The sequence below is a fragment of the Pseudocolwellia agarivorans genome (assembly GCF_002000085.1).
Lineage (GTDB): Bacteria > Pseudomonadota > Gammaproteobacteria > Enterobacterales > Alteromonadaceae > Pseudocolwellia > Pseudocolwellia agarivorans.
The window spans coordinates 276,698-300,797 of record NZ_MUZU01000003.1; the positions used below are offsets into that span (position 1 = coordinate 276,698).

Below are 24,100 nucleotides of genomic sequence, written 5' to 3' on the forward strand. Positions count from 1 at the left end.
ACTATTTGATACTTATAAAATCACCTTTTTTTGTTCCAGTAAGCACTCGCATAAAGCCTTGATTTATCGTAATTACAGCTTTCATTTAAATACTCTTTTAATTGTTTAACAACACTTGCCTCTGCTGCTATAAATATTGCTGTGCCCTTCAAGTTATTACCTCTTGATGCAAGCCCCGTTAAAAATTCATTGGTTAACTTATTAGGTGTTACAAGCCAATGCACTTTGATCCCTTTTGGTGCTTTTAATGGCTGAATATCTTCTTCACTTGGCACCTGTATGTAGGCATGTCCGGTTGCATTATTAGCCAACTTTTCTAAAGTAGTCGCTATAGCAGGTAATGCGGTTATATCACCAAAAAACAAATGGTTATCTGCCAATAAATCAGTATGTTTAGGCTCTCCTGGACCAGCGATACCAAGATAATCTCCCACTTTAGCTTGAAGCGCCCAATTACTTGCTAAGCCTTGATGATCATTTACCGCAAAATCTAGCGTTAGCGCTAAATTTTGTTTATCAAAAAATCGGATCGTATAAGAGCGCATCCACTTTCTAAAACCTAAGTACATACCAAGTTTTGGCTTTTTATCGTTTACCTCAGGATTAGGAAAAATAGCTTTAACATAGCCACCTTCTTTGTTTTCAGGAAAGTCAGAAAGATCATCGCCCGTTACAACAATTCGCTTCATATGTGGAGTTAGATCACACACGGATAAAACCTGTGTCATACGCATAGTAGGACCCATAATATATTTCTCCAATTCATAAATAATAAAACTCAAGTAGTTGATAGGGTCAACTATATTGACAATAGTAGACCTTGTCAACCAAATTGATTTTACACTTAATTTATTTCATGACTCACGTAAGTGTGAAATTACAAGAGAAAACAAGTTTATTAATTCGTAGAAAATGGCTATAGAGCAAATTACACAAGGTCTGTAGGAGTGAAAAACGGATTAACTAAGACACGAGATCTTGCTAAAACCATGTCTATAATTGGAACTAAAAAACCCAATATTCAGGAAAGCTATTAAACAGTTTTGATGCTAGTAAAGCATCGATGGCGACACAAGCTTGGAACTTTAAGTGCAAATGTCATATTGACGACTTTATCGGGTGGCCGTTAAAAATACTCTGGCGATTGCTCAGTTTAATGCCCTTATTTTTCGTTTACTCGGGCATATCTCTATGGGTAAAACGTAAATACAGCAGAGCGACATCAATTAAAAAGTCGCACTTACTCAAAATACTTAGCTTGTTTCAGTTATTTTAATTAATACGCCTGATTTGAACGTAAATATTATTAATGGAGCAGAATTAGATTTTTTAAATTTATAAATTAAATTTTCACTTTTTACTTCATTCCCTCCTGAAATAACCTCACTTTCTAATGGGGAACCACATAAATTAATCACCTTGTATTTATTCATTTCTTTTTTAACAAACCCACCTTTGCACCTTATAGAAAAAAGTTCACGGTTAAAACTGTCGGCTAAAGTAGAGATAGAGGTAAGCATTAACAAAAATAATAGCGTGTGTTTCATTTTTATATCCTTATATATAGTTACAGAGTAAATTATATGTTTGTTCACATTATTTATAATTAAATATCCATTCAAAAATATATTATCATCATTGATAAAGTTGCATCACAATAACATCAAACAAAGTATTTATGACAAAAACGGACTTTGCACTCAAAAGTCATTATATTTAATAAAAGACTCTTATGATATTAACTAAATCAATACTTTATCTTGAAGTTCGTAAAGGCCTTATAAAAGCGACAGAATTAAAGTCAGGCCGTACGACTACAAAAATCAGCAAAGCTTTAACTCACCCAAGATCATTGATGGGAGATTTTTTCGGCGTAACAAAATGTATCGAAAGTATTGTTAAAGAATTATCACCGAAAAAATTTCTAAGTGGGCCAACAACCATTATTATCCATTTGCTCGAAAATGGTGACGGTGGTTTTACCAATGTTGAAACTCGAGCGTTCAAAGAGGCCGCTTTAAGTGCTGGAGGACAAAGAATAAAATTTCCGAATAAGCCTATTGTTTTAAATAAAGATGAATTATTAAGTGGTAATTTTTCATGTTTAGATAATATTTAATCTACGTAAACACGCAAAAATAAAGCATTGTATTTCTAGGGATAGTCATGAAAAAATCGATCATATTTTTTATATTCTTCAGCTCAATAATAAATGCGTCAGAGTTTAATAAAGATATTGTTTTAAGTTTAATTGAAAGAACTACGCATAATATTAAATATGACGGTTCTTACTTATCAATTCCTTATCCAAATGGTGATGTTCCTCAAAATATTGGCGTTTGTACCGATGTCATAATCCGAGCTTATCGTAATTTAGGCACTGACTTACAAATGTTAGTTCATGAAGATATGGCATCTAATTTTGCGGTTTACCCTTCAAACAGAATATGGGGGTTAAACTCTCCAGACAAAAATATAGATCACCGTCGAGTTCCTAATTTACAAACTTTTTTTAAAAGGCACGGTGTCACTTTAACAAACAGTAATAATAAAAAAGATTACGCTGTGGGAGATATAGTGACTTGGATGTTACCTGGTAATCTTCCTCATATTGGCATCGTAATAGATAAAGTAAGCCCCATAACAGGTAATCCAATGATTGTTCATAATATTGGGGAAGGCCCTAAAATTGATGATATGATTTTTGATTATAAAATCACGGGCCATTACAGATATGAACCACCGAAATATAGCGAATCGAACAAGCAAAATTCAAAAGAGTAAATTATGTTTGTATCATAAAGTTTAGTCCAACAATTTAACCACTTAATAAACATTAAACCTTAAACTTCCTGCTATAATAACTACCGTTAATCTTATCGTTCAGAGTCGGCAACTCTGTATACATTTAACTAAATAATAAGGACATTTATGAAACACATTTTATTAGCCATGAGTATATTAGTGCTATGTGCTTGCGGTGGAAGTGCTGACGAAGAAGTTATCGACACCAATAACTCACCAGATGACACCAAAATTTTTACCTTACAAAATATCAGATTTGATGCAAGAGATTATTATGAAGGAGAAGAAATAACAGTTACTAAAGGTACAAGTTTTGAAGTTCAGTGGGTAGCACCCACCTCAGAATCTTACAGAATAGATTTACATTTATCCGCCAACGATCAAGAACCGTCTGACAACAATAAAATAGTTGGGCTTAAATGTGGTAATGCTTCTCTATCACTGTGTCCTAACGCAACAGGCGAAGTTCAATGTGAAATTGATAACAATGACCTATCTTGTTCAATTGGAAGTGACTTTCTAGGCAGTGAAAACTTTCTAGATAAAGACCTCTCAAGTCTAAAGTTTATGATCAAAGGTTGTGATGCCCTCAGTCATTGTGATGTAAAAACCTTTAATTTGTCGATACAAAATAAAACGAACGATTAAGAAAATTTAAAAACCTCCTAAGCGATTACTGAATGAACATTTTTAGCTAATCGCTGACATTAAGCCTTTGCAAATTAAGGAGCGTATTAGCCTAATATGCTGCTCATTTGTGGGGCTGTTTTTCGCTCCAAACGTTCGGTCAATTTTTCCATGATTTTATGCCAACACCAGACCTAAAGCAGATATTAAAAAACAGTTACCACTCTAAATTAATGGTGAGAAATTGTTTATATTGAGCGGTCAAAATAGATTAATTATTAAGAATTTAAGCCATAGTCACTTGTTAGGTGCTTGTGAAAGTAGACCAAAACTCTCGACTCACTGATTCAAAACTTTTTGAATCATCAAGGTATGCTGATTTATTCATAAGTTGATTTAACGTAAAAATAAATTCCTCTATTGTATTTAATATAGTTTCTGAGTCCGAAATTTGATGGCTATGATGCTCGACATTATAAAGTTGACCATTCTTAAAATCTTTATGTGCTACATATTTACGCCTTAAATCTCGCACTCTTTTATAAACATCGGATGAAATAAAACACTCATATTTATATAAAACATCTTTCCTTTTATTTTTAAATTCTACTTTTTTTTCTTCTATAAAAGGTTCATACCAAGAACTTGTATCAATGGTATTTAACTTTATTGTTTTAGGCGGTTTAGAATACCAATTTTCAAGGTATGAACTAAATGTATCATCTTTAAGTTTAGATATTACATGATGAAGACTTGCTGTCTGTTTATATTGATCAATAAACCACGAATTTATAGCTGTTATAGTGGAAAATAATAAAGCTTCTTGGATACATTTAACACCTAAACAAACAGTATTACTATTCAATTCCTTTATGTCATCAGAGTTTTTGGTTGACTCTTTCAACATTAAAACTTGACGCCAAACACTAAAATAACCGCAACATATCTCATTTAGCATATTTTGTGTCGTTGGAAAATTTTGTTTGAAATTCATTTATTAACCCTAATTATATTGAGCACCTGACAGTGTAATATCAAGATCTAATCCGCTTTCTTGTAGAACGAAGGATTTCTCGATGGCTGCATATAAAAATAGTACTTATTTGCTTTTTTAACTATTTAAGTCATTTAAACTTATGCTTGAATATGGATATTTTCATTTTTGATGAGATCGAATGTTCAAGCAGAATAGGCTGTAGAGAGAAGATGAAAAATTAAAAAAAGCCAACTTTTTTCATTAAGCGAGAGAATTTTATTCAAATTGTCATTAAGCCATAGAATTCTATGCAGCCCAGTAAAAATAAGGCATCTGCAATATTTATAATTACAAATATTCACGAAAAAAGCAAAAAAAAGTTAAGCAATTTGCTTAACTTTTGGCTCATAAATTTACTAGATTTAAATTTGAAGAGAAAGTTGTTTTCGCTTTTGGCAACTTGGGTGATAAAGGTTATTCAATATAGATACAAATTTAGGTGTTTTTTTATAAATCGAAGTCTCAAATATTGGGTCAATCTTATTTCTGATTAATGCGAGCATAATTGTATAAAGATCAACATTATGAATAGCACCCCATCTATCAATACATTCATAGTTTGCTAGAAAATTTGCAATGGATCTTCCTGTATATCTTTTGCTATCGGAAGATGGATCTAACTCAACTAGTATTCCCGCCTTGCCTAACTGACCAACTAGTGTTCTGGAAATACCAATAATCTTTGCTGTGGTGACTTTTGTAAAATTTGCACCAAATTTTTTTAAGTACTCAGTTTCCAAAAAATTAATAATAACCTTTTCATTAATCTTGATTGAATCAATTAACGAATTCTTAGTTTTATCGATATGCAAAGGTAATCTTGCTGCAATAATTTCAAATGCTAATAATTCATCAGAAAGTAAGTAATTGGACATCAACTCTTCAAGTTCTGAAAGGTATACAGTATTTTCTGGCACTTCAGTATCACATGTCCTGATCGAACTCATAAATAGGCGAATATCAATAATTGTATTTCTTCGGCTATTAATACTGTTCGTATTTTTAAAACACTCAAGCTTAAAAAGCTTGCGCGTAAGTGCTATACCACAGTTAAACATTTCGGCAAACCCTATAGGATCTAAATGATGGCGTAATTGCTCATTGGCTAGCTCATCGTTAAGCTCTTTTTTTGCCGATTCATTTCTGATCCTGCACGGTGAAATAGTGCTTTCATTTAAAAGCTCATTTTTAGGGGCAAACGAGACATAATTTGGTTTAACGCCTTTTATTAGCCAATTTCCTTGAAGTCTTTTTTGCAACTCATACACAGGAAAGTAGACGGCACGTTCACCTACAGCTTTATATTGATGCCTTACACTAGCTAACGATTGGCACCAAGTGTTTATTGCATTAATGTCTGTTAAAAGCGCATAACCCTGTTTAGCTGTATCACTCCAACTATCCACCATTGTAGGTAAAAGCTTTATTTTGTTATGCAGAGAGTCATATGGTCGAAGTACTCGATATATTGATTCCGCTAGATCTTCTAGAAAAGACGCTCGCTCTTCAAAACCTAAACTGTGAAAATGTAATACATGCTCTGGCATGATTTCAACTTGGCAGTGATTTGCAATATCATCCCAAGAACTAAGACATTTTGAACATCCGTATTCAATAAGGGTCGAATCCCAGTCAAACTTTTCCCCGCACGAGCACTTATTTATTAACTTGATTTGATGCTTCGCACAGTGGGTAATCGGCATCAACTGCCAATCTTTCACTAAATAATTCTGATCTCGCATACACATAGGACAAGCCACTGGATGTCTATCAATAAGGTATGACAAATGTTCTTGCTGTTCATCGGAAACAGGCCAAAATGAAGCATCTTCAACTGTATCAACGAGGTTACAAACGCATTCTATAATGCTGCTTTCACTACTCGCTATGTTGATAACCTTTATATTCCTGTAATGTGAAAATAGTTGCTTAACCTCAATGTAGTCATTTTCTGCTGACAGCCTAACAAGGTAGCTACGAGCACTTTCATTATTGTTGGGTAAGATTTGCGTCATTAATTCGTACATTCCGACTCCTTAGAACCATAGTAACTAATGATTTCGCCATCCAATTGTTTTGCACTCAGCTCAAAAGGGTTAAAAGTTAATGGGTTCTCAGTGCGATATTCATCGTAAGCTTTCACTAAGCACTCAATGTCGATAGTTTCAGTTGAACCAGCGATTTCAATCGCTTCCAAAAATAACGAAGATAAGTTTCTGAATAACCCATCTGTGGCTAGATAGAGGGCATCAGACATCCCAACTAAATCAAGCTCGCAGTTAAGAATCCCTTGGTAAAACTTTAGGATTTGAAACCAGCCCAAGTCCTCATTGCTATAAGGCGCTAAAATATGGTTTTTTCTGCAACGAGATTTAAGTTGCTGCTCTTCCTCAAATTTGCCCTTAACTTTGAGTAGTTCTATTGTTTTAGGCATGCCAACAAGGACTATCGGTATTTGTAATTCATTGATTATTTCTTTCAACGCATCTACATTGTCTTGCGTAATAGTCCCATTGCCTCGCAACAAGTGCTGTGATTCATCAAATATGATCAACTTCACTCTGGCTTTTCGCAATTTTCCGTAAATTTGTTTCGCAAGGTTATCTGTCCTTCCCGTCACGACTTTAGCGCCTGTTAAAGCCCTGAATATTTCAGCAGTAAGTGTCACGACTGTAGCTTTTTTGGGTACATCTAGAGATAAAACAGGCACGATTATTTGGTATCCTTCCTTGAACCTAGGGTACTTGTTTACATAACGCTTTATGGTTTGGCTCTTACCAACGCCAGCAACCCCTGACAGTACCATTGATCTAGGATTGCAGGTGTTCGCTGTTGCTTTACATTTATCAAATACTTCGTTCAAAAAACTAATACGAGGTGTTTTAGTTTTCTTTTCTAAAAATTCTCTAGTAGCAGGCAATAATTCTCGTTCGGTATTGTTTGAATGCACCTGTAAAATCTCGTTAGTTACCATTTCTCTTCTCCAAAGTCAGATTGATTTTCATCAGATTGAGGGACGGTACTTGAGTTATCTTCAGAATGATTTGTACTCGACTCTTCATTTTCAAAGTCTTCAGGCGTTAAGTACTCTTGAGGTACAGGTTCACCATTTCTACGCTTTCTGTTGATGATATTATGAGCTTTTTGGGCTGTTAATGGGTCTTCGGTATCTGGGCGAGTTTCCTCTTTTAACTGAGATTTTAATGTACTAAAGCTAACGTCTTTGAATTTATCTGAGCCTTTGCTATTCAGCAGCTCCAGCATCGTTCCATCAGGTAATATCGCTGTTACTGCTGAGGCATCAAAGTCATCAATTAGCACCGTAATTTTCTTCGCTTTACCCATTTGGTCGATGTATCCACCTAGAAAGCTCTTAAATTTAGAAGAATGGAATTGCTGTCCACGATGCTGAATTCCTGCCTTCAAAGATGGAGTTAGCCTCTTTTCACGGCCTCTTAACAATAGACGGTCATCCATATCTTCTAGCGTAATATGATCTGCAAATTGAATATTCTCATTCCATACCTCTAATGGGGTTTGGCGTTTTAAAGCCATTAGTGGTTTTTTGTGATAAACCTCATAAATGTAGTGTTCCAAACGCACTAAAAACTCTGTGACGGTGGTTCTAGCCATGCTTTTAAGGTTTTCTGCTGTAATATCCTCTTTGCGTTTTTTTGGAACATATCCTTTTATTTTAGTTAGTAGCTCCGCACGAATCTTTTTATTGAATGCCTCAACATATGGTTTTTCTTGTGGTGTCCTCGAAGCGCAAAATTTAATTTCTGCACCTAGCGCGCTTAAAAACCGTTTAGTCGCTTCAGCACGATAGCCGGGACCATTATCCAAAACATACGTTAAACCTATCCCACCTATTCCTTGACCAGAAGGCTTATTTTGAATTCGAACTGAATGAGAAAGTGAGTGCACAACTGCCGCTGATGATTCCCCTTTATCTAGTTGGACCGTATAACCAAGAATACAGCGCGTAAAGCAATCAATCACAAAAAAGAGAGAGACTTTTCCTGCATAACTACCATCATCATTAAGAAGCCCTAAATTTGGACTTAAACCGTCACACTCAACACGTTCTAATACGAATGTCGTCTCAATTGAAGACAGTACAGATCTATTTTCAAGCTTTGCGTAGGCTTTACCATGTCGTTTTTCATCAACAATATGCTTAGGTAACCTTTTAAGAAAACGTCTAATCTTCCCTTCAGTAGGACAAGTTTCAGGGTAAAACTCATTACGTTTTGCTTTGAATTTTCTTCCGACAATATCGATGAACTCACTCACAGGAGGCTGACTTCTAAGTAAATAATGCCTACACGCTAGTCTATATACAAAATCTTGGACTTCGGGAGACATCCGTTGGTCTCTAGCTCCGTGGTGACTATAAACTTGAGGTGCAATATCACGTCCATCGCTGATCCACTGTCTACGCCATTTATCACAAGTTTTAAAGGCTGGTTTTTTAGGGTGTTTGTCGTTAATTTTTTCGTAAACATTATCAATTACCTCGTTTGCATAAATCTCTACACAAGGGTTTGGTAATTTATCTAAAGCTTCGCAGTATGCTAGACGAAACTCGGCAACTTTTTGCTGTTCTTCATCAAGCGGAAAATATTTTAGAGAAATAGCATTCTCAACCAAGGTGTATTTATTGGAGTTTAAAGAGGAAATAAATTCACCCGTTTTAAGATGGTGATGCTTCCCATTATCAAATTCTAGAAAAACAACTTTTTCGTCAAAGTATTTAATGCTCCCAGACATAGTTGGGGTGTTAACTCTTTGGTGTGTTGATAGGTTAGCGATAGTAGCTCTCATTTTTATGCTCCTATCTCTAATTTTGTTTCGCTTGTTAATAATTCTGCATAATCAAAACGATACTTCTGATGAGCCAACATAAGCTTTGTCATACGAGGCGTAATGTTTAACTTTTTAGCGGTTTCCTGCATTGCTCCCCAAGTTGTTAACTTACCAACAGCATTTGCAAGCGTTAGAGCTTGCTCTTTGTTTAGAGATAACTTTCGTAAATGGCACAACCTTGTGAGGTTTTGCTGTGTAAACCCTTTACAAACCTCTTCATCCGTCAAATATTCAACTAGTTGATTTTTAGACTCTAAAAGCAATTCACGAAAATGTCGGAAACGTTGCTGTTCTGCGGGGTCATCAACAAAGACTTTTGGCTTTATCTCTAACTTTTTTATCGATTTCTCATTATCGATAACTTCCGTGTCTACGGTATAGCCAGTGTCTTTGCCATTTAGCCCCTCGTATATGTATTGCACTGGTTGTGCTTTATAGCTAACTATGTCGGCTTTAAAGTCGAGGTATCGATAGGACATAAGCTCTAGGTGGCTATCACACCATACTCGACTGCCATTTTTTACAGATTGGAAAAAACCTATCCCTCTTCCATTTCGATAGTTTGGTAAATATCTTGTTTTTTTAATTTGATTCATTTTCATCTCTTAGTTTCCAAAATCGGTAATTACTAAAAAATGCTAGACGATCAAAAAGGGGAATTCAATTTGGTTTCTAGTATAAAAATATCCGTAACGTATTGATAATAAAAAGCTATTATACAAATACGTATAATAGCGTTATACGTATTTGTATCTTTAAAGGTTAATAGAAAATAAGTAGCTTTTAGTTAAGTAAATGAAAAATAAGAATGAATTGATATTATTTTTTAATATATCAATTAGCCATTATTAGAAATTATGTATATAACGAAATTTATCTAATATCTCAAAAATTATAAGTAAACATTCTTAAGCCAAATCTGTCTTAAAACTCAATTTAGCGATGATTTTGAGTAAAACTTGCCATAGTTCTAAAATTTATATACTTTAGTTGCTGGCGCTAGCCACACTTGCACGCGAGTGAAAAACAGCAAATTAGTCTGAAAAGGCATAAAGAAAAACCAATATCTATTTAAATTTTGATTAATACATACATGGCTTGAGAGATCGTGTTGTAATCGCGTGTAGCAATGATTGATAACAGTTAACCACTGTCTCAAGCATATGGATATGTATATGAAAAATTTAAAACCTATCATCTTTACGGCTCATTCTGAGCTAAAAACAGTACTTCCATCGATTAAGAAAAGTCATTTATATGAAGCTTTTGCCTCATTTTGTGGCTTCAAAAGTTATGCTGCGTTTCAATCTGCGTTTAACGTTAATGTTGATAATCTTGAGCTAGCCAACAGACAGTGTTTTGAACGGTTGCAGGGGTTAGGGTTTGATGCAGGTGAGTCACTTCAAGTATGTCAGCATATTGAGCAAGCATGGGAGCACTTCAACAATGTTTCTTTAGATAACATTTACACGTTTTATATGAACGCGACTTTTGAAGAGGCATTAGCTTCAACGAGTATGCTCAATGTTTTAACGTCACTGGTTGACGAAAATGACACAGAAGCATCTTTAATGGGGTTAGTTTTTTCAGCGCAGCTATTAGCTGAATATGATGAGGACCCTGACAACAGAAGTGGGGAATATTGGTATAACAAGAAACTAGCTAACCATACGCTTAACGAGCTTCAGTCTGAAGTTGCTGGGCGATACAATTTAGTTAGCTCCTATCGCGAATTCTTTAATTCTTTGTTAAAAAAGCTTGAAGCGTGTGATGATATTGAGTTGCCCAGCCCTGAAGGTATAAAAGCATCCGCTTCGCTTTTTGAACCCAGTTACCAACAACATTGGACTAAATATTTCTCAGATGAACCACACCTTGTTCTAGAGGCTCAAGAGTATATTTTGAAACACGGTGATTTAGAATCGCCTTGCGTGTTCATAGATATGGACGATGCTTGGTTAAAAGCTGATGTATTGCAGTCACCTAGTCGATACAGCGTCATAGAATTAATTGATTCACTTGATAATAACGAAGAGAAATGGTTTTGGCATTATGTTGGTTTGTCAAAAGGTATCGATGTAACCAAATCTAATCTTCGCGCTATCAACGCTTATACTGGTGAAGATTATGATGATTATGGACCTATGGATGTTGTTGGTGATGAGGGTTTATCGCTTCCAGCCATTTCTGATGATAAAAAGGCGAAGATAGAGAGGCAAGTTAAAAAGCTTACACCTAGGTAGCTATGATGTGCCACAAAGGGGAAGCTCCCTTTTGTGGCAGTATCTATGACTAAAGAATTAATCTGAATTTAAAAAATTATAGGTATTATGCAACATATCTATAGTTTTTATTTTTTTCGTGACAACCCTTTTACTACATACTTTTTGGGACTTATTTTCTTGAGGTCCTTATAAAAACTTGCCAATTCATAATCCCCAGAATTATTTAAGTTTTCGATAATTTTCGGTTCTGTTACTTGTTCTACCATTTGATTATAGCGTTCTCTCATCCAAGAGTATTTTACTCGAACATCTGCTTTACTGTGATGGCTGGAACCCATCAATCCTTTGCGAATAATTGAACCTAGATTATTTATATATTCAGGAAAATCATATTCTGGATCATCGAGTTCAGACTGTGCTTTAAAGAAATAATCAATGTAATACATGCCATCTGAGTCTTGCTCTAATAACGACTTAACATATGCTAATTCTTCGCTAGTCTCATGCTCCATAATACTGTTCTGAGCACCTGCTTCAATTACTGTATGATCTAATATGACTCGTGGATACATAGCTGCTTTAGATTCTAAAGTATATGCTTCAACGAGAGCCGGGCCAAAAAGGTAGTGGTCAGTGTGAATAAATTTACCTAAAGAGACTGCACCTCTACACAATATTTTTCTCGAAATTAATCTCATAATTAACCACTTAATCTCTAATAAGGTGTAGAAAACTTGACTTGGTTGATTTACTTCGAATGAAACCACTAGGCAATCGGAAAAAATGGATACTTTTTTTGAGTCAGAAGATTGTGTGTCTAAATAATCAGATTTCTTATCTAAATCCCAAATATCTCTTATTGCTTCATAAGCGGATATGACAGCATTAATGGCTTTTTCGTCGTCAATTCCCTTCTTGTCAGTAGTTTCACTTAATAGTGATTTAAAGCCAAGAATGTCTATAAAAGCAACAATCCGTTGTTCGTATTTCATTTTACCATTTCCCTAAAATGTCTATTATCTATCGACGACCAGCGTCATTACCCTATGCTACCCATTTCTTATGATTTGCAGAAAAATCTACTACCAAATTATAAATCTTGTCGCACTTCTCTTTAAATTCAATTCGACCGTAGCTTTCAGGCAAGTCTTTATCTAACACTTCTTCAATGGCATTCTTAACCTGAAGCTGTGTTTGACCGTCTTTCCACCAATCTTGAACTAGTACTTTCGGATGCCCATCAAGTAACCTTAAAATCAGGTGCTTAGCTGCAAGTTTGACCTTTTGTTCTTCTGCCTTTGTAATTTTATCTTTTTTCAATAAATCAAAGAGTTCAAGTTCATCCTCGGTCAAACCTTCACGCATATGGCGCTCATCTTCTTCCTTCATGCTCTCGGTGAACTTCATCAAATCATCAAAGTAGTTTTCTGTTGATGAGCCGCCAGCATTATACTGCTCAACTATTTGTTGTAGTTTTTCTGCAAAGTCTGTTCGGGTATGATTTTGCTCCATCATTTTTCGAAGTTTATCTTCAATGAATGCCTTGAGTTCGGCAATCTCAACGTTTTTATATTTAGCTTCCTTAAAATCTTCCTTTAGCTTTTCGAAGTTAATTTTGGAGAGATCCCAAGTTTTACCTTTTTGAACAATTTGATAATTGGCTTTGTGTTCTTTAACAGCAAACTTTTCAGCGTTGTCTACAACAACACTTTCATCAAGCAACTCAGAGACTTTCTGTGTTAAATCATCTACATCAACTTGCTCGATGTGTGCATCAACAACACCTCTTAAATACTGGATAATTGCAATTAGAGGGCGACGAGCCTGTTTCAGTATTTCTGGTTTACATGCTTCGTATAAGGAAGAAACAGTATTGTCGTAAACATAAAAGTTTTTACGCCACTCATCCTTGCTTAGTAAGGTATCGGCATACTCTTCAAACAATTCGATGTTTTGAAATACATCCTCACTACCAGCAATAGCTTTAAGATTTATGTTTCTTTCCTTACACCAATTATTCGCTTGGGTTATTGCGTCATCCAATAAACGAAATAATTCTGACTTTTCTTGAACTGAAGGTGTTTCACCTTCTTTCTCGCCATCACCATCAACTTCGCCTTGTCCATAGTCTTTAAGTGCTTCTTTCATGTTACGGAAAACATTGTAGTAATCGACTATTTCGCCATTTTTCTTTTCGATGAATTTACCGCTATAACCTCTAATTTTGTGAGATGCTACTCGGTTTGCTCTCGCAATAGTCTGCATCAACGTGTGCCCCTTCATGGGCTTGTCCAAATAAAGTGTTGAAACAGTAGGGGCATCAAAACCTGTGAGCCACATGGCACAAACAAAAACTATCTGAAGAGGATGTTCTGGATCTTTAAAATTATACTCAACATCATGACCGTGTTTATCTAATTGTTCTAGTCGAGTTATATGCGGTTTTATATCTAAGTTAGCTTTCTCGAATTTTTCTTGATCTGCTTTAGGGTCGCTAATAACAACTGCCATCTCAACAGAGCGCATGTAATCAACAATTTTCTTGAAGCGAGCTTTCTCAATATCACTGGTAGACTTTTTGACAAGACCTCGAAGGCGCTTTATTTCTTCTTTCCAGTGATGCTGTACCTTGTCATACATTTTGACAGCGGTGAACTTGTCTAACGCTACCACCATGCCCTTGCCAAGATATCCGCGTCGAGGAAAATGGTAAACAATATCTTTGGCAAGTGTTTCAAGGCGATCATCACGAACTACAACTTGCATCTCTTTAGAAAATTTCTTTTCTAGCTTTTGTTGTTGCGCCTCATCTAAGTTTTCATCCTCTAGCAACTCATAAAACTCATCGCTTAAGTCATCATTTTGGATCAACATTTCAGGTACGCGCTTTTCATAATAAAGCGGTACTGTTGCACCGTCATCAGCAGCATCTTGGAAAGTATACTCAGAAACGTAATCACCAAACCACTCTTCAGTCTTACCAATAACTGAGCGATTTTTATATTTCTTACCTAAAAGAGGAGTACCAGAAAATGCTAAGAAGTGTGCCCCTTTTAATCCTTCCCTCATATTTTCCGCTAACGATTTATATTGGGTTCTATGTGCCTCATCAACGATAACGATTACTTCCCGTTTTTCCTTTTTCGGGTCAAACAATTGTGGGTATTGCTTACCTTTGTCGTAACGGAATTTTTGAATCAATGTAAATACAACTTTTTTATTTTTACCTAGGTAATCCCTTAACTCAGAAGAGTCAGCGGGTTGAGCCGCATCTTTTTTCTTAATAACTTCTGAATGCAAAAAGTTACGGTATATTTGATCGTCAAGGTCAGTTCTGTCTGTAACCACTACAAAGCTAAAGTTGCCAGTTACCTTTCTAAATATCTTCCTGACGTAAAACACCATTGAAAAGCTCTTACCTGAACCTTGCGTATGCCAGAAAATACCTAGTTTACCGTCTAATTCCCCGCGCCTTAAAAATCTTGAGTAAGCTTGATTAACCCCTATGAACTGATGGTTCTGAGCAATAATCTTGTTAGTTTCTTTATGAAACAATACAAAGTTTTCAATGTAGTCCAACAGTTTTTCAGGTGCCAACAAACCGTTAATGACGCGTTCTACACTAATCCCTTCTTCTTTAATCTGTTGGCGATTGATTTTTTCTTTTTCATTATCTACACGTAACCAACTAAAGAAATGCTCCCAACCAGCAGTGAAGCTGCCTATTTTCGACTCGATAGCATTGGACAAAACACAAAATGAGTTGCAATGAAAAAGCTGCGGGATGTCATGTTTATAGTTTTTTAAGTTGTCATCGTAAGCAGAACGTAATTTTACGTTAGAATTTTTAAGTTCAATAAAAACTAAAGGTAATCCATTGATGTACAAGATAACATCCGGTCTACGGTAGCCAGCCTTAGGTGCTTGAACTGATGACTTTATCCAAAGTTGTGTAACTGCAAGGTATTTATTTGGGCCGTCTTTAGGTGACGAATGGTTAAAGTCGATTAAGCGAACAGTCTCTTTTTGTTTTCTGCCGTTAGTATCATCAAATTCAACAGGGACACCATCACGGATAAAAATATCAAGTTCGCGGTTAGCCGCTATCGGGTTCATCGCGGCGCGACGATCAGTTATCTTCTCTATAACCTGCTCATCAATGACTTTTTCAGGAATATCAGGGTTTATAGCAAGGCAAGCTTCGCGTAAACGGTCGGCAAAAATCACATCTCGTTTATCTGTTCGGCCCGAACCATCGTTTAAATCGTCCGGTTTAGCTGTAAAACAATTTAATGAATCAATGCCATAAACATGCTGAAGTCGTTGAACCAATGTTTGTTCAATATCATCTTCACTGATAATATTTTTCACCTTGCCTTTGACCATAATATTCCTTGTTCTTATTCTTTGATTTCCTGCATGCTTGGTGGAAATTGTATATTTAAATCTGCCACTGCAAGTTTTCCTGAAATTAATCTTGGATGAAGCAATTCTTTAGTTTGCTTTAGCTCTTTTTGTAACTGATAAAATCCAACAATTTTCTCAAATATTGGTTTTACTTTGTCTTCAAAAATTACCAAAATTTCTTTTGGCGGCCTGATTACTTTCATTCGCTCAAGTCCTCTTTTCCAAACAGTGTAAGGCCTATCGGAACCATTGCTAATTTGCATTGCATAGTCGATCGTCGATTCTTTATATAGAGAAAGGTATAAATATGAATATAAATAGGCTTCTTTAGGCCTTATTACGAAGCAAGTTGTTCTAGTTATTCCATTAAACGGAGCAATATTAACTTTATGTTGATATGGGCGCATTGCTCCAAATATAAAATCACCTTGTTCAAAGGTAACTAAACTACTTTTTGCTTCCTCATAGCTATAGTCATCAATCGGCAAAAACTGCTTACCTCCCATTACATCTAATGGCAAGTAACGCCTCTCCCTCAAATGGTCGCCAGCTTTACAACTTTTGGAGCTTTCATCTGCTATTTGATTCAATTCAACAATGTCCCAGTCTTTAGGCATTCCCTTATAAAATTCAGTGTTTGCATGACCCGGAAAACGAAATCGGATAAACCACTCCTTGTAAATTTCAATAGCAATTTGTTGTAAAGCTTCAATTTTCTGCTTATTGCATTCTATTAATTCATCGTAGGAAGTCAAAATAGCAGCAATTTTATCTTTTCCGTTAGGTAATGGAGGGACTTTTATCTTGTGTAAATAATTTCTATTTACTCCGGGGACAGCTCCTGCGGAGTTAAAATTTTCACTTAAAACTGTTTGGAGATAATAATAAACAAATCTAGGGTTATTCCCTTTATAATCTTGCACGTACAAGCTTGTGTTTAAAGGCCAGTAATTTTCTTCTGTATAGAAAACCTCACCTAATGTCCCATATCGCCCAGTTACAACGCCCGGCGCTGTAACCATCGATTCATTATGCCAGCCAGTTAAACCGCTGGAGGACATAACAGGCACATTCCCTTCAACTCTATCTCTATGAGGTAAATCGTAACCACGTTTAAAATTTACAATATCACCAATAGTTAAGTTATTTTTGTTATTGGTCATCAGTAATCACTTTTAAATTATTGCGAATTATATCTGTAAGTTGACTTGATTGGTTCTCCAAGAAGTTTAACTGCTCTTGAGCAGAGATTAAGTCTGAAATAAACTCCTCTTCAGATTTCCCGTCCTCTTCAATTACAACACCAACGTATCGTCCCGGATTTAACGAATAATCTTGTTCTTTGACATCATCAGGGGAAGCCAATTTGCACAGGCCTGTAACGTCTTCATATTCAGCATTAGGAAACCTTTCTTGCAGCCAATGGATATGCTTAAAGAAGAGTTCCGCACTTTTTACTTCTTTATGTAGTTGTTCGAGAGCGGTTTTTAGCAACTTAGTTTGACGGTCAGTTGACGCTCTCTTTCCTTTAGCTTTCGCTACATCCGCTTTAGCTTTTTCTTGTTTGCGAACCGTTTTATCTATATTTTTTAAGCCTTGATGAAGAGCCTCAAAGAATGGCTCAAAGTTTTCTTGTAAGTTATACTGTTCTTTGTTGATTTCATCTACTTGATTTTTTTCTGCAAACTTTCCGTCTACCGAAGTTGTATAGGTTTGATATTTAGTTTGTAGCTGAGTTAACTCTTTCCATCGATTAACTAAATCACCAACAGCGATTTTTCCTTTTTCATCATCAAGAACTTCTAAAAGCTGTTCACTCACTGGCTCAACTTGCTTCTTATTTTCAACAAGCAGCTCCATACCTTTTTCGAAATAAGTATCAATTAAATGAACAAACTCTCTGCGCTTACCTTTGTGAAGCTTGCTAATAATTGCGAGGTTATTAATTTGTTCGGGACTAAACTCTCTATGTGCTCGATCTATTTGTGTAAATACATTGCGAGCGTCAATAAATAAGATATTGTCATCTTGTTTATCTTTATCAAAAAACCATAATGTTGCAGGTAATGTAACTGTGTAGAACATATTGGATGGCAAGGTTAACATACCATAGATAAGGTTATTTTCGATAAGCGTTTGACGAATATCAGCTTCAGAATGGCGAGCATCTGAAGCTGAGTTTGCCATTACCAGAGCAGCTCTACCTTTTTCTTTGAGCGAAGTGGCGAATAGATTAATCCAAAGGTAATTACCGTTAGGAACGGTTTCTTTGCCTTCGTCTTTTTTCTTAACTTTCGTTTTTTTCTTTGGGATGCCGTATTCATTAAAACGAATATCATCTTCTACATCGGTAACCGGAACATCATCGACATTGAAAGGTGGGTTGGCCAAGACGTAATCGAACTTTTGATAGGAGTCGAAAGGGTTTTCTTTATAACTATTTGCTTGCTGAATTTCTCCACGTAAGCCATTAACCGCGATGTTCATTTTGGCTAACTTTACCGTGTCTAACGTTTTTTCTTGCCCATATACGAATAGCTTGTTTTCATCATGTTTTTCGCCAAGTAGCTCAAGCTCTTCATTGTGATCTTCAATAAATTGCTGAGATTGAACAAACATGCCTGCTGAGCCACAAGCGGGGTCGAACACCGTCCCCTTGTATGGCTCAATCACCTCAACCATTAAACGAACAACAGAATTTGGCGTATAGAACACACCACCACCTTGACCTTCAGCAAGAGCGAATTTACCAAGGAAAAACTCGTAAATTTTACCAAGGATGTCGCCAGTTGCATCTCGCGGTATATCTGAGAATGTTTTTAGTAGCTGAGCTGGCAAAGTCCGGTCTGTACGAGTTAAAGCAAAGTATTCGTCTTTTGGCAAAATACCGTCGAGTTCTTTTTTATGCTCCTCGACGAGTTCCATTGCTCTTTTAATTGCTTTCGCCATATCTTCTTCTTCAGGACGATTAAGCAAATAGTCATAACGGGCATGCTCTGGTAAATAGAAACCGCATTTTTTAATTGCAACTTCTGACAAAGGCTTTTCTCTGCGACTACCTTTTAATTTGGCATGCTCTGCTACAATTTCATTTTCGACTTTTGAGTATTTGTTATCAGCAAACTTAAGAAAAATTAGCCCTAGAACGGGTGTGGCATATTCATTTGATTTAAGATCACTATTGGCTCTTAGGTTATCTGCTGCCGACCAGAGGCTTTTTTCTAATTGCTTTAATTGTTCAGTATTCATTTTTTCTCAGTCTTCAACTTCTTCAAAGCAGTCATCATTATAACTAAGTAATGTATAAACAAAGCCATCGTTTAACATTATTGAGCTTGTATATAACTCGGTTAAACGCAGCCCTTTTTTTTCAGGAGTTACCCAATCAATAGGGTCAACTACGTCAAAATCATTAGGGTAAGATTCTTGACTTACGTTAGTGCATAATTCTAGCTGTTCAGAAGTTAAGTTGGTTTGTTGAATATAAAAATCAAAGTGGTTCGTTGTTACGAATCGCTTAAATTGCTTGTTTTGGTGAATCACCATAGCTACAGATGCTTTTTCTAACCATGACAATCTACGAAATACGGCTTCTAAAGACGTGTCGCACTTATCCGATATTTGCTTAATGTTTTGCCAATTCACGTCGCCGTCAGTAAGCTTTTTAACAAGTAGTTTGGGCATTAATAGTCCTGCCGCAAAACCATTTGCTTGACGCTCTAACGGGTCGCGAAAATAATCACCTAGCTCTTGGTTTCCACATGAAAAGCTTTGAGATGTTCCCTGCATGACATGCATACAGACATGTCCAGCTTCATGAGCTGCGGTAAAGTTCAATCTTCGTGAATCAGGAATGTTGCTATTTATAATAATGCCAGCACCTTCATCGCTACCTATCGCTTTACCTAAAAATTGATCAGATGAAAATGCATGAAATTCCATCGTAATAGGAAAGCTGACATCTGACACGGCATCAATAAATTGCTTTACTTTTATGGGTAACTGGTCAAAGCCCAAGTCTTCTAATAGCGACTCCGCTTCCATTGCTCCTTTTTGTTCTTCCACTTGTACTCCTTTACTTCTTAGTGAAGCGCTCCATCATATCTCGTAGTATTTGCTGATCTTGTTCTGGTAATTTATCAAGATCTCCCCATTTACGAAAGAACTCGACCTTTTTATCTCCTGTATCTTCTGGAGCATCTTCACCAGTAATTTCGTAAGGTTTTACATTTAATGCTGAAGCAATTTTTCGCAATACAACGATCGTTGGCATTCGGCCATCACCTTTTTCAATTTTGCTTAGTGCTGCCGCAGTTACCCCAGCTTCGCTTGCAAGCTTTGCCTGCGTCCAACCAAGAGCTTCTCTCATATGTTTGATGTTTTTACTGATAAGCGCGGCTTGCTGATGTTTGTCAGCCATAATATATCCCTCCGTTAATTTAAATATTAACAGTTGTTGATCTATTTCGCTAGATGGATTACGATATTAACAGTTGTTAATACCTAAACTAAAGTTAATGAGGTGAATTATGGCTACAAATGGAAAAACAGGCGACAACAGACGACATGGCGCTGTCAAAAGTCGCTCTCAAACTAAAACCCCTTCTGGTCATTATGTTAAACGTGATGCAGAAACTGGAAGGTTTATGGATGTGAAAACATCAGATAAAACGCCATTTAAAGGCGTGCGGAAGGAGAAATAAATTTGGCAAATGGTCACGCACATAGCTTTGCAGGTACTGCTATAGGATTGGCAGTACCATTGCTAGATAAAGAAGCGATTAAAGAAACCCCTGAGCTTATAGTAGCAGGGCCTCTTGTTGGGAATTTTTTTGGCAAGCTGCCAGATATTATTGAGCCAGCATTTAAGAATCCTCACCATAGGCAGTTTTTCCATAGTATTACCATGCTAGCTGCTGTTGGATATGGAGTAAAGAAAGCTTATGACTGGCAACCTGAAGATAAATTTGAAAAAGTGATTCGCGGCATTTTGCTGTGTGCTGGTGCTGGATATTTAAGCCATTTGGCTTTAGATGCGATTACACCTAGAAGCCTTCCCTTGGTTGGTAAGTTGTAGGAGGCACTATGGCTACTGAAGTTACTCGACATATAAAACCAACTATAGAAAGAGAATTATGGGCAAGGTCTGCTGGTCGTTGCCAGTTTGACGGTTGTAATAAAATATTATTTCGATCTTCGGTAACCAATGAATCGGTGCATACTGCGCAAAAAGCACATATATATTCCTTTTCTGAAAACGGGCCGCGAGGCTGGGGACCATTTAAAACGGGTCTTGATAAGTTAAATGATATTAGCAATTTGATGTTAGCTTGCCATGAATGTCATTTGAAAATTGATAGAACGCCAGAACGTTATCCAGCGGATATGCTCATTGACTGGAAAAGTAAGCATGAAGACAGGGTAGAAATTGTTACTGGTATAGCTAGTGATAAAAAGTCGCATGTTGTTATGTATGGGGCAAATATAGGGCAAGAGTCATCACCATTGGTATTTCATGATTGTGTTTCGGCAATGTTTCCTGATTACTATCCCGCAAATGAAAAACCCGTTTTGTTGTCAATGCACTCATCACTTCGTGATGGTAGATACGAATATTGGCAGGCTGAAAATGCTCACTTAGAAGAAGAATTTAAAAACACAATTGCACGATATATTAAGCATGATGATTGTAAGCATTTTTCAGTTTTTGCATTAGCTCCCCAACCCCTTTTGATTAGGCTTGGAGCCTTGCTCACTGACAAAGTTGATGTTGAAACATTTCAGCCTCATCGAGAACCTAAAGGTTGGCGATGGCAAGCCTTCGATGGCGACTTTAAATTCATCGTAAAAGAACCCCAAGATAAGAATGCACCAGCAGTATTGTTATTATCATTGAGCGACAACGTTGACCATGAAAGAGTACGCACCGTATTAGGTGAGAACATCTCGTTGTGGGAAGTAACCGTTGAAGCGCCACATAACGACTTTCTTCAATCAAAGCTTCAACTCGTCTTATTTAGACAAGCTATACGAAAGCTTATGGTGAATATTAAAAAGCACCACGGTAACGCTACGCCATTGCACATATTTCCAGTTATGCCCGTAAGTTGCTGTATTGAGCTTGGAAGAGCAAGAATGCCGAAGGCAGATATGGACTGGGTAGTTTACGACCATAACCCTTCAAAACAGAAGTTTACCCAATCGTTAATAATATCAGGAGGCAGCAATGGCTGATAACTCAAGCAATGCAATTTTAGAGAATATTTTATCGGCTATTGAACTACCTGATAGCGCGTATGAAAGAGCAGAAGGTCGATATAAAGATCTTGGCGAATGGCTTCATCGCGAGGAATCAACGTGCTCAAGGTTTGAACCGAAAATTAGCCCACAAGGGTCATTTAGGTTAGGAACAGCGAACCGTCCACTTAAAGGTGAGCAATATGATCTTGATATGAGCTGTAATTTACAAGAAGGCATTACTAAAGACGTTGCTACTCAAGAGCATTTGAAAAATATTGTTGGCGATGACCTTGAACAATATCGAAAAGCTAGAGGCATACAAGCTGCCTTAGATGAGAAACGTCGCTGTTGGCGTTTAGATTATGCTGATGATATAAGCTTTCATATGGATATTGTTCCATGCATCCCGGAGGATTTGGATCAGAAATCTGTTCTGGAAAAGCGAATGATTGAATCTTCTAGTTTCAACAGTACTTTAGCTGAAGAGGTATCGGAACTAGCTGTATCAATAACGGATAACAGTGATCCACAATACAGCCTATATACCAATGATTGGCGTATCAGTAATCCCGAAGGATATGCCCAATGGTTTGAATCAAGAATGCGCTTAGCCGAAGTAACTCTTAATCAAAGAATGTTTGAAGCTAAAGCTAGTATAGAAGAGTTGCCTAATTACCAATGGAAGACACCGCTTCAGATGGTTATTAAACTGCTAAAGCGCCATCGCGATACTATGTTTGAAAACGACGATGATTCAAAGCCAATCTCAATTATTATCACAACACTAGCTGCAAAGGCTTATTCAGGTGAGTCGGATCTAGTATCTGCGATGGAAAATATCTTGAATAGAATGGGAACATTGATATCACCATCTATTCCTCGCGTTCCAAACCCCGTAAACCCAGTGGAGGATTTTGCTGATAAGTGGTACTCCGACGAGCACAGGCATTTAAGTCTAGAAAACAATTTCAATCGCTGGTTATTTCAGGCACAAGCAGACTTTGATGCTTTGCGCAGTAAAGAAAATGTCAAAAACATTCTTGAAGCGGCTAAAAGAGGCTTTAACCAAAGTCTAGATAGCACCTTTGTTTCTAAAACATTGGGGTTAGCTCCAGCGGTTGCTTCTTCGAAACCCAAAGCTATTCCTCAGTCCTCATCACGCCCTTGGTGCAAATTATAGATGACATGGCTAGAAGAATTAGGTGTGCGAGATTTTCTCGCTCACCACAGTACCCTCAGAATTACTCAATTGAGTGATGATTTTGTTGAGTTAGAAGGAACTTATGAGCTGTATGCACAGTTTGAAAACGGTCAAATAATAGATGATGTCATTGACCTAAAGATAGTAATACCAAGCAACTATCCGAATGATGTGCCTATTGTTTTTGAGACATCATACAAATTTCCCAGAACGCCTGACTTTCATACATATAAAGATGGCTCCCTATGCTTGACCTCTGAAGTTCGTTTGAGAATGGCTTGTTTTGACAATTCTAAATTTGAAGGTTTTTTTGCTTCAATTGTAGAGCCTTGCCTCTTTAGCATCGCATACAAGGTCAAATTTGGTAGCGCACCGTTTGGTGAGTTGGAGCATGGAGAAGAAGGGCTGATAGATGATTATGAAAGGCTATTCGGTGTAAACGGTAAGAAATCAGTGATGCTTGGGCTGAAGGCTTTGGGCTTAAAGTATAGAGAGGCAAACAAGTTGAAATGCCCTTGCTGTTGCGGCAAGAGGTTAGGGTGTTGCTCATTACGTTTTCGCTTGAAGTCTTTACGCAAGCTAGCAAAACGCAAATGGTTTAGGGAGCATTTAGCTAAGGGTTTTACGCCAATACCAAAACCGAAAAAGATTAAAACTAAACCTCGAAAACAAACTTTTTAGCACTTATGT

The 24,100-nt window shown here is 36.7% G+C and carries 23 protein-coding genes; 10 read left to right on the plus strand and 13 right to left on the minus strand.

Going from position 1 to position 24,100, the window contains the following annotated elements:
- Window positions 1–20: 20 nt before the first annotated feature.
- Window positions 21–746 carry a siderophore-interacting protein gene (locus B0X80_RS06895; RefSeq protein ID WP_077339102.1) on the minus strand — a complete coding sequence of 242 codons (726 nt, stop codon included), beginning with the start codon at window positions 744–746 and terminating at the stop codon, window positions 21–23.
- Window positions 747–1,063: 317 nt separating this feature from the next.
- Here B0X80_RS06895 and B0X80_RS20705 point away from each other — a divergent pair, with 317 nt between their 5' ends.
- A complete protein-coding gene (locus tag B0X80_RS20705) occupies window positions 1,064–1,276 on the plus strand; it encodes a PepSY domain-containing protein (protein ID WP_077339103.1) in 213 nt (70 codons plus the stop codon).
- Here the strand turns inward: B0X80_RS20705 and B0X80_RS06905 are convergent.
- A complete protein-coding gene (locus B0X80_RS06905) occupies window positions 1,254–1,547 on the minus strand; it encodes a DUF2845 domain-containing protein (protein ID WP_077339104.1) in 294 nt (97 codons plus the stop codon). The genes B0X80_RS20705 and B0X80_RS06905 overlap by 23 nt on opposite strands.
- Window positions 1,548–1,732: 185 nt before the next feature.
- Here B0X80_RS06905 and B0X80_RS06910 point away from each other — a divergent pair, with 185 nt between their 5' ends.
- The 3 genes from B0X80_RS06910 (at window position 1,733) to B0X80_RS06920 (ending at window position 3,453) form a co-directional block, all read left to right on the plus strand.
- Entirely contained in the window at window positions 1,733–2,119 is a 387-nt protein-coding gene (locus tag B0X80_RS06910; RefSeq protein WP_076417585.1) for a hypothetical protein, read from the plus strand.
- A 47-nt stretch (window positions 2,120–2,166) separates the two neighbouring features.
- Complete coding sequence (locus B0X80_RS06915; RefSeq protein WP_077339105.1) at window positions 2,167–2,784, plus strand: DUF1287 domain-containing protein; 618 nt, start codon at window positions 2,167–2,169, stop codon at window positions 2,782–2,784.
- A 147-nt stretch (window positions 2,785–2,931) separates the two neighbouring features.
- Window positions 2,932–3,453 (plus strand): hypothetical protein, encoded by a 522-nt coding sequence (locus B0X80_RS06920; RefSeq protein ID WP_077339106.1) that lies wholly within the window; start codon window positions 2,932–2,934, stop codon window positions 3,451–3,453.
- 283 nt (window positions 3,454–3,736) lie between these two features.
- Here the strand turns inward: B0X80_RS06920 and B0X80_RS06925 are convergent, their stop codons facing one another.
- The 5 genes from B0X80_RS06925 to B0X80_RS06945 form a co-directional block, all read right to left on the minus strand.
- Window positions 3,737–4,426 (minus strand): AbiU2 domain-containing protein, encoded by a 690-nt coding sequence (locus tag B0X80_RS06925; RefSeq protein WP_077339107.1) that lies wholly within the window; start codon window positions 4,424–4,426, stop codon window positions 3,737–3,739.
- Between the two features lie 404 nt (window positions 4,427–4,830).
- Window positions 4,831–6,483, minus strand: a complete 1,653-nt coding sequence (locus B0X80_RS06930; RefSeq protein ID WP_175623892.1) for a TniQ family protein — start codon at window positions 6,481–6,483, stop codon at window positions 4,831–4,833.
- Window positions 6,483–7,442: a TniB family NTP-binding protein gene (locus tag B0X80_RS06935; protein WP_077339109.1), complete on the minus strand. Its 960-nt coding sequence runs from the start codon at window positions 7,440–7,442 to the stop codon at window positions 6,483–6,485. Before B0X80_RS06935 ends, B0X80_RS06930 begins: the two co-directional genes overlap by 1 nt.
- Window positions 7,436–9,295: a DDE-type integrase/transposase/recombinase gene (locus B0X80_RS06940; RefSeq protein WP_077339110.1), complete on the minus strand. Its 1,860-nt coding sequence runs from the start codon at window positions 9,293–9,295 to the stop codon at window positions 7,436–7,438. Before B0X80_RS06940 ends, B0X80_RS06935 begins: the two co-directional genes overlap by 7 nt.
- Before the next feature lie 2 nt (window positions 9,296–9,297).
- Window positions 9,298–9,933, minus strand: a complete 636-nt coding sequence (locus B0X80_RS06945) for a hypothetical protein (protein ID WP_077339111.1) — start codon at window positions 9,931–9,933, stop codon at window positions 9,298–9,300.
- Between the two features lie 579 nt (window positions 9,934–10,512).
- On the opposite strand from B0X80_RS06945, the gene B0X80_RS06950 reads away from it, so the two are divergent.
- Window positions 10,513–11,580 carry a hypothetical protein gene (locus B0X80_RS06950; protein ID WP_077339112.1) on the plus strand — a complete coding sequence of 356 codons (1,068 nt, stop codon included), beginning with the start codon at window positions 10,513–10,515 and terminating at the stop codon, window positions 11,578–11,580.
- 107 nt (window positions 11,581–11,687) lie between these two features.
- Here B0X80_RS06950 and B0X80_RS06955 read toward each other — a convergent pair whose 3' ends face one another.
- The 6 genes from B0X80_RS06955 to B0X80_RS06980 are packed head-to-tail and all read right to left on the minus strand — an operon-like array spanning window position 11,688 to window position 20,389.
- A complete protein-coding gene (locus tag B0X80_RS06955) occupies window positions 11,688–12,554 on the minus strand; it encodes a hypothetical protein (RefSeq protein ID WP_077339113.1) in 867 nt (288 codons plus the stop codon).
- 52 nt (window positions 12,555–12,606) lie between these two features.
- The gene (locus tag B0X80_RS06960) at window positions 12,607–15,948 is read right to left on the minus strand and encodes a type I restriction endonuclease subunit R (protein WP_175623893.1); all 3,342 of its coding nucleotides are present in this window, start codon (window positions 15,946–15,948) and stop codon (window positions 12,607–12,609) included.
- A gap of 14 nt (window positions 15,949–15,962) precedes the next feature.
- Entirely contained in the window at window positions 15,963–17,132 is a 1,170-nt protein-coding gene (locus B0X80_RS06965; protein ID WP_077339114.1) for a restriction endonuclease subunit S, read from the minus strand.
- Window positions 17,122–19,218, minus strand: coding sequence for a type I restriction-modification system subunit M (locus B0X80_RS06970; RefSeq protein ID WP_077339115.1), 2,097 nt, complete (start codon window positions 19,216–19,218; stop codon window positions 17,122–17,124). The genes B0X80_RS06965 and B0X80_RS06970 overlap by 11 nt, the downstream gene beginning before the upstream one ends.
- Before the next feature lie 6 nt (window positions 19,219–19,224).
- Window positions 19,225–20,034, minus strand: coding sequence for an ImmA/IrrE family metallo-endopeptidase (locus B0X80_RS06975; protein WP_077339116.1), 810 nt, complete (start codon window positions 20,032–20,034; stop codon window positions 19,225–19,227).
- A 10-nt stretch (window positions 20,035–20,044) separates the two neighbouring features.
- Complete coding sequence (locus tag B0X80_RS06980) at window positions 20,045–20,389, minus strand: helix-turn-helix domain-containing protein (protein WP_077339117.1); 345 nt, start codon at window positions 20,387–20,389, stop codon at window positions 20,045–20,047.
- A 109-nt stretch (window positions 20,390–20,498) separates the two neighbouring features.
- Between B0X80_RS06980 and B0X80_RS20430 the strand changes: the two genes are divergently transcribed.
- Genes B0X80_RS20430 through B0X80_RS07000 form a run of 5 tightly spaced genes read left to right on the plus strand, consistent with a single transcriptional unit; the run spans window position 20,499 to window position 24,091 of the window.
- On the plus strand, window positions 20,499–20,672 hold the full coding sequence (locus tag B0X80_RS20430; RefSeq protein ID WP_175623894.1) for a hypothetical protein: 174 nt from the start codon (window positions 20,499–20,501) through the stop codon (window positions 20,670–20,672).
- 2 nt (window positions 20,673–20,674) lie between these two features.
- Window positions 20,675–21,046 (plus strand): metal-dependent hydrolase, encoded by a 372-nt coding sequence (locus B0X80_RS06985; protein ID WP_077339118.1) that lies wholly within the window; start codon window positions 20,675–20,677, stop codon window positions 21,044–21,046.
- 8 nt (window positions 21,047–21,054) lie between these two features.
- Window positions 21,055–22,203, plus strand: coding sequence for an HNH endonuclease (locus tag B0X80_RS06990; RefSeq protein ID WP_077339119.1), 1,149 nt, complete (start codon window positions 21,055–21,057; stop codon window positions 22,201–22,203).
- Window positions 22,196–23,389, plus strand: a complete 1,194-nt coding sequence (locus tag B0X80_RS06995; protein WP_077339120.1) for a nucleotidyltransferase domain-containing protein — start codon at window positions 22,196–22,198, stop codon at window positions 23,387–23,389. The genes B0X80_RS06990 and B0X80_RS06995 overlap by 8 nt, the downstream gene beginning before the upstream one ends.
- Window positions 23,390–24,091 carry a hypothetical protein gene (locus B0X80_RS07000; RefSeq protein WP_077339121.1) on the plus strand — a complete coding sequence of 234 codons (702 nt, stop codon included), beginning with the start codon at window positions 23,390–23,392 and terminating at the stop codon, window positions 24,089–24,091. It abuts the gene before it with no gap.
- The last annotated feature ends 9 nt before the right edge of the window (window positions 24,092–24,100 follow it).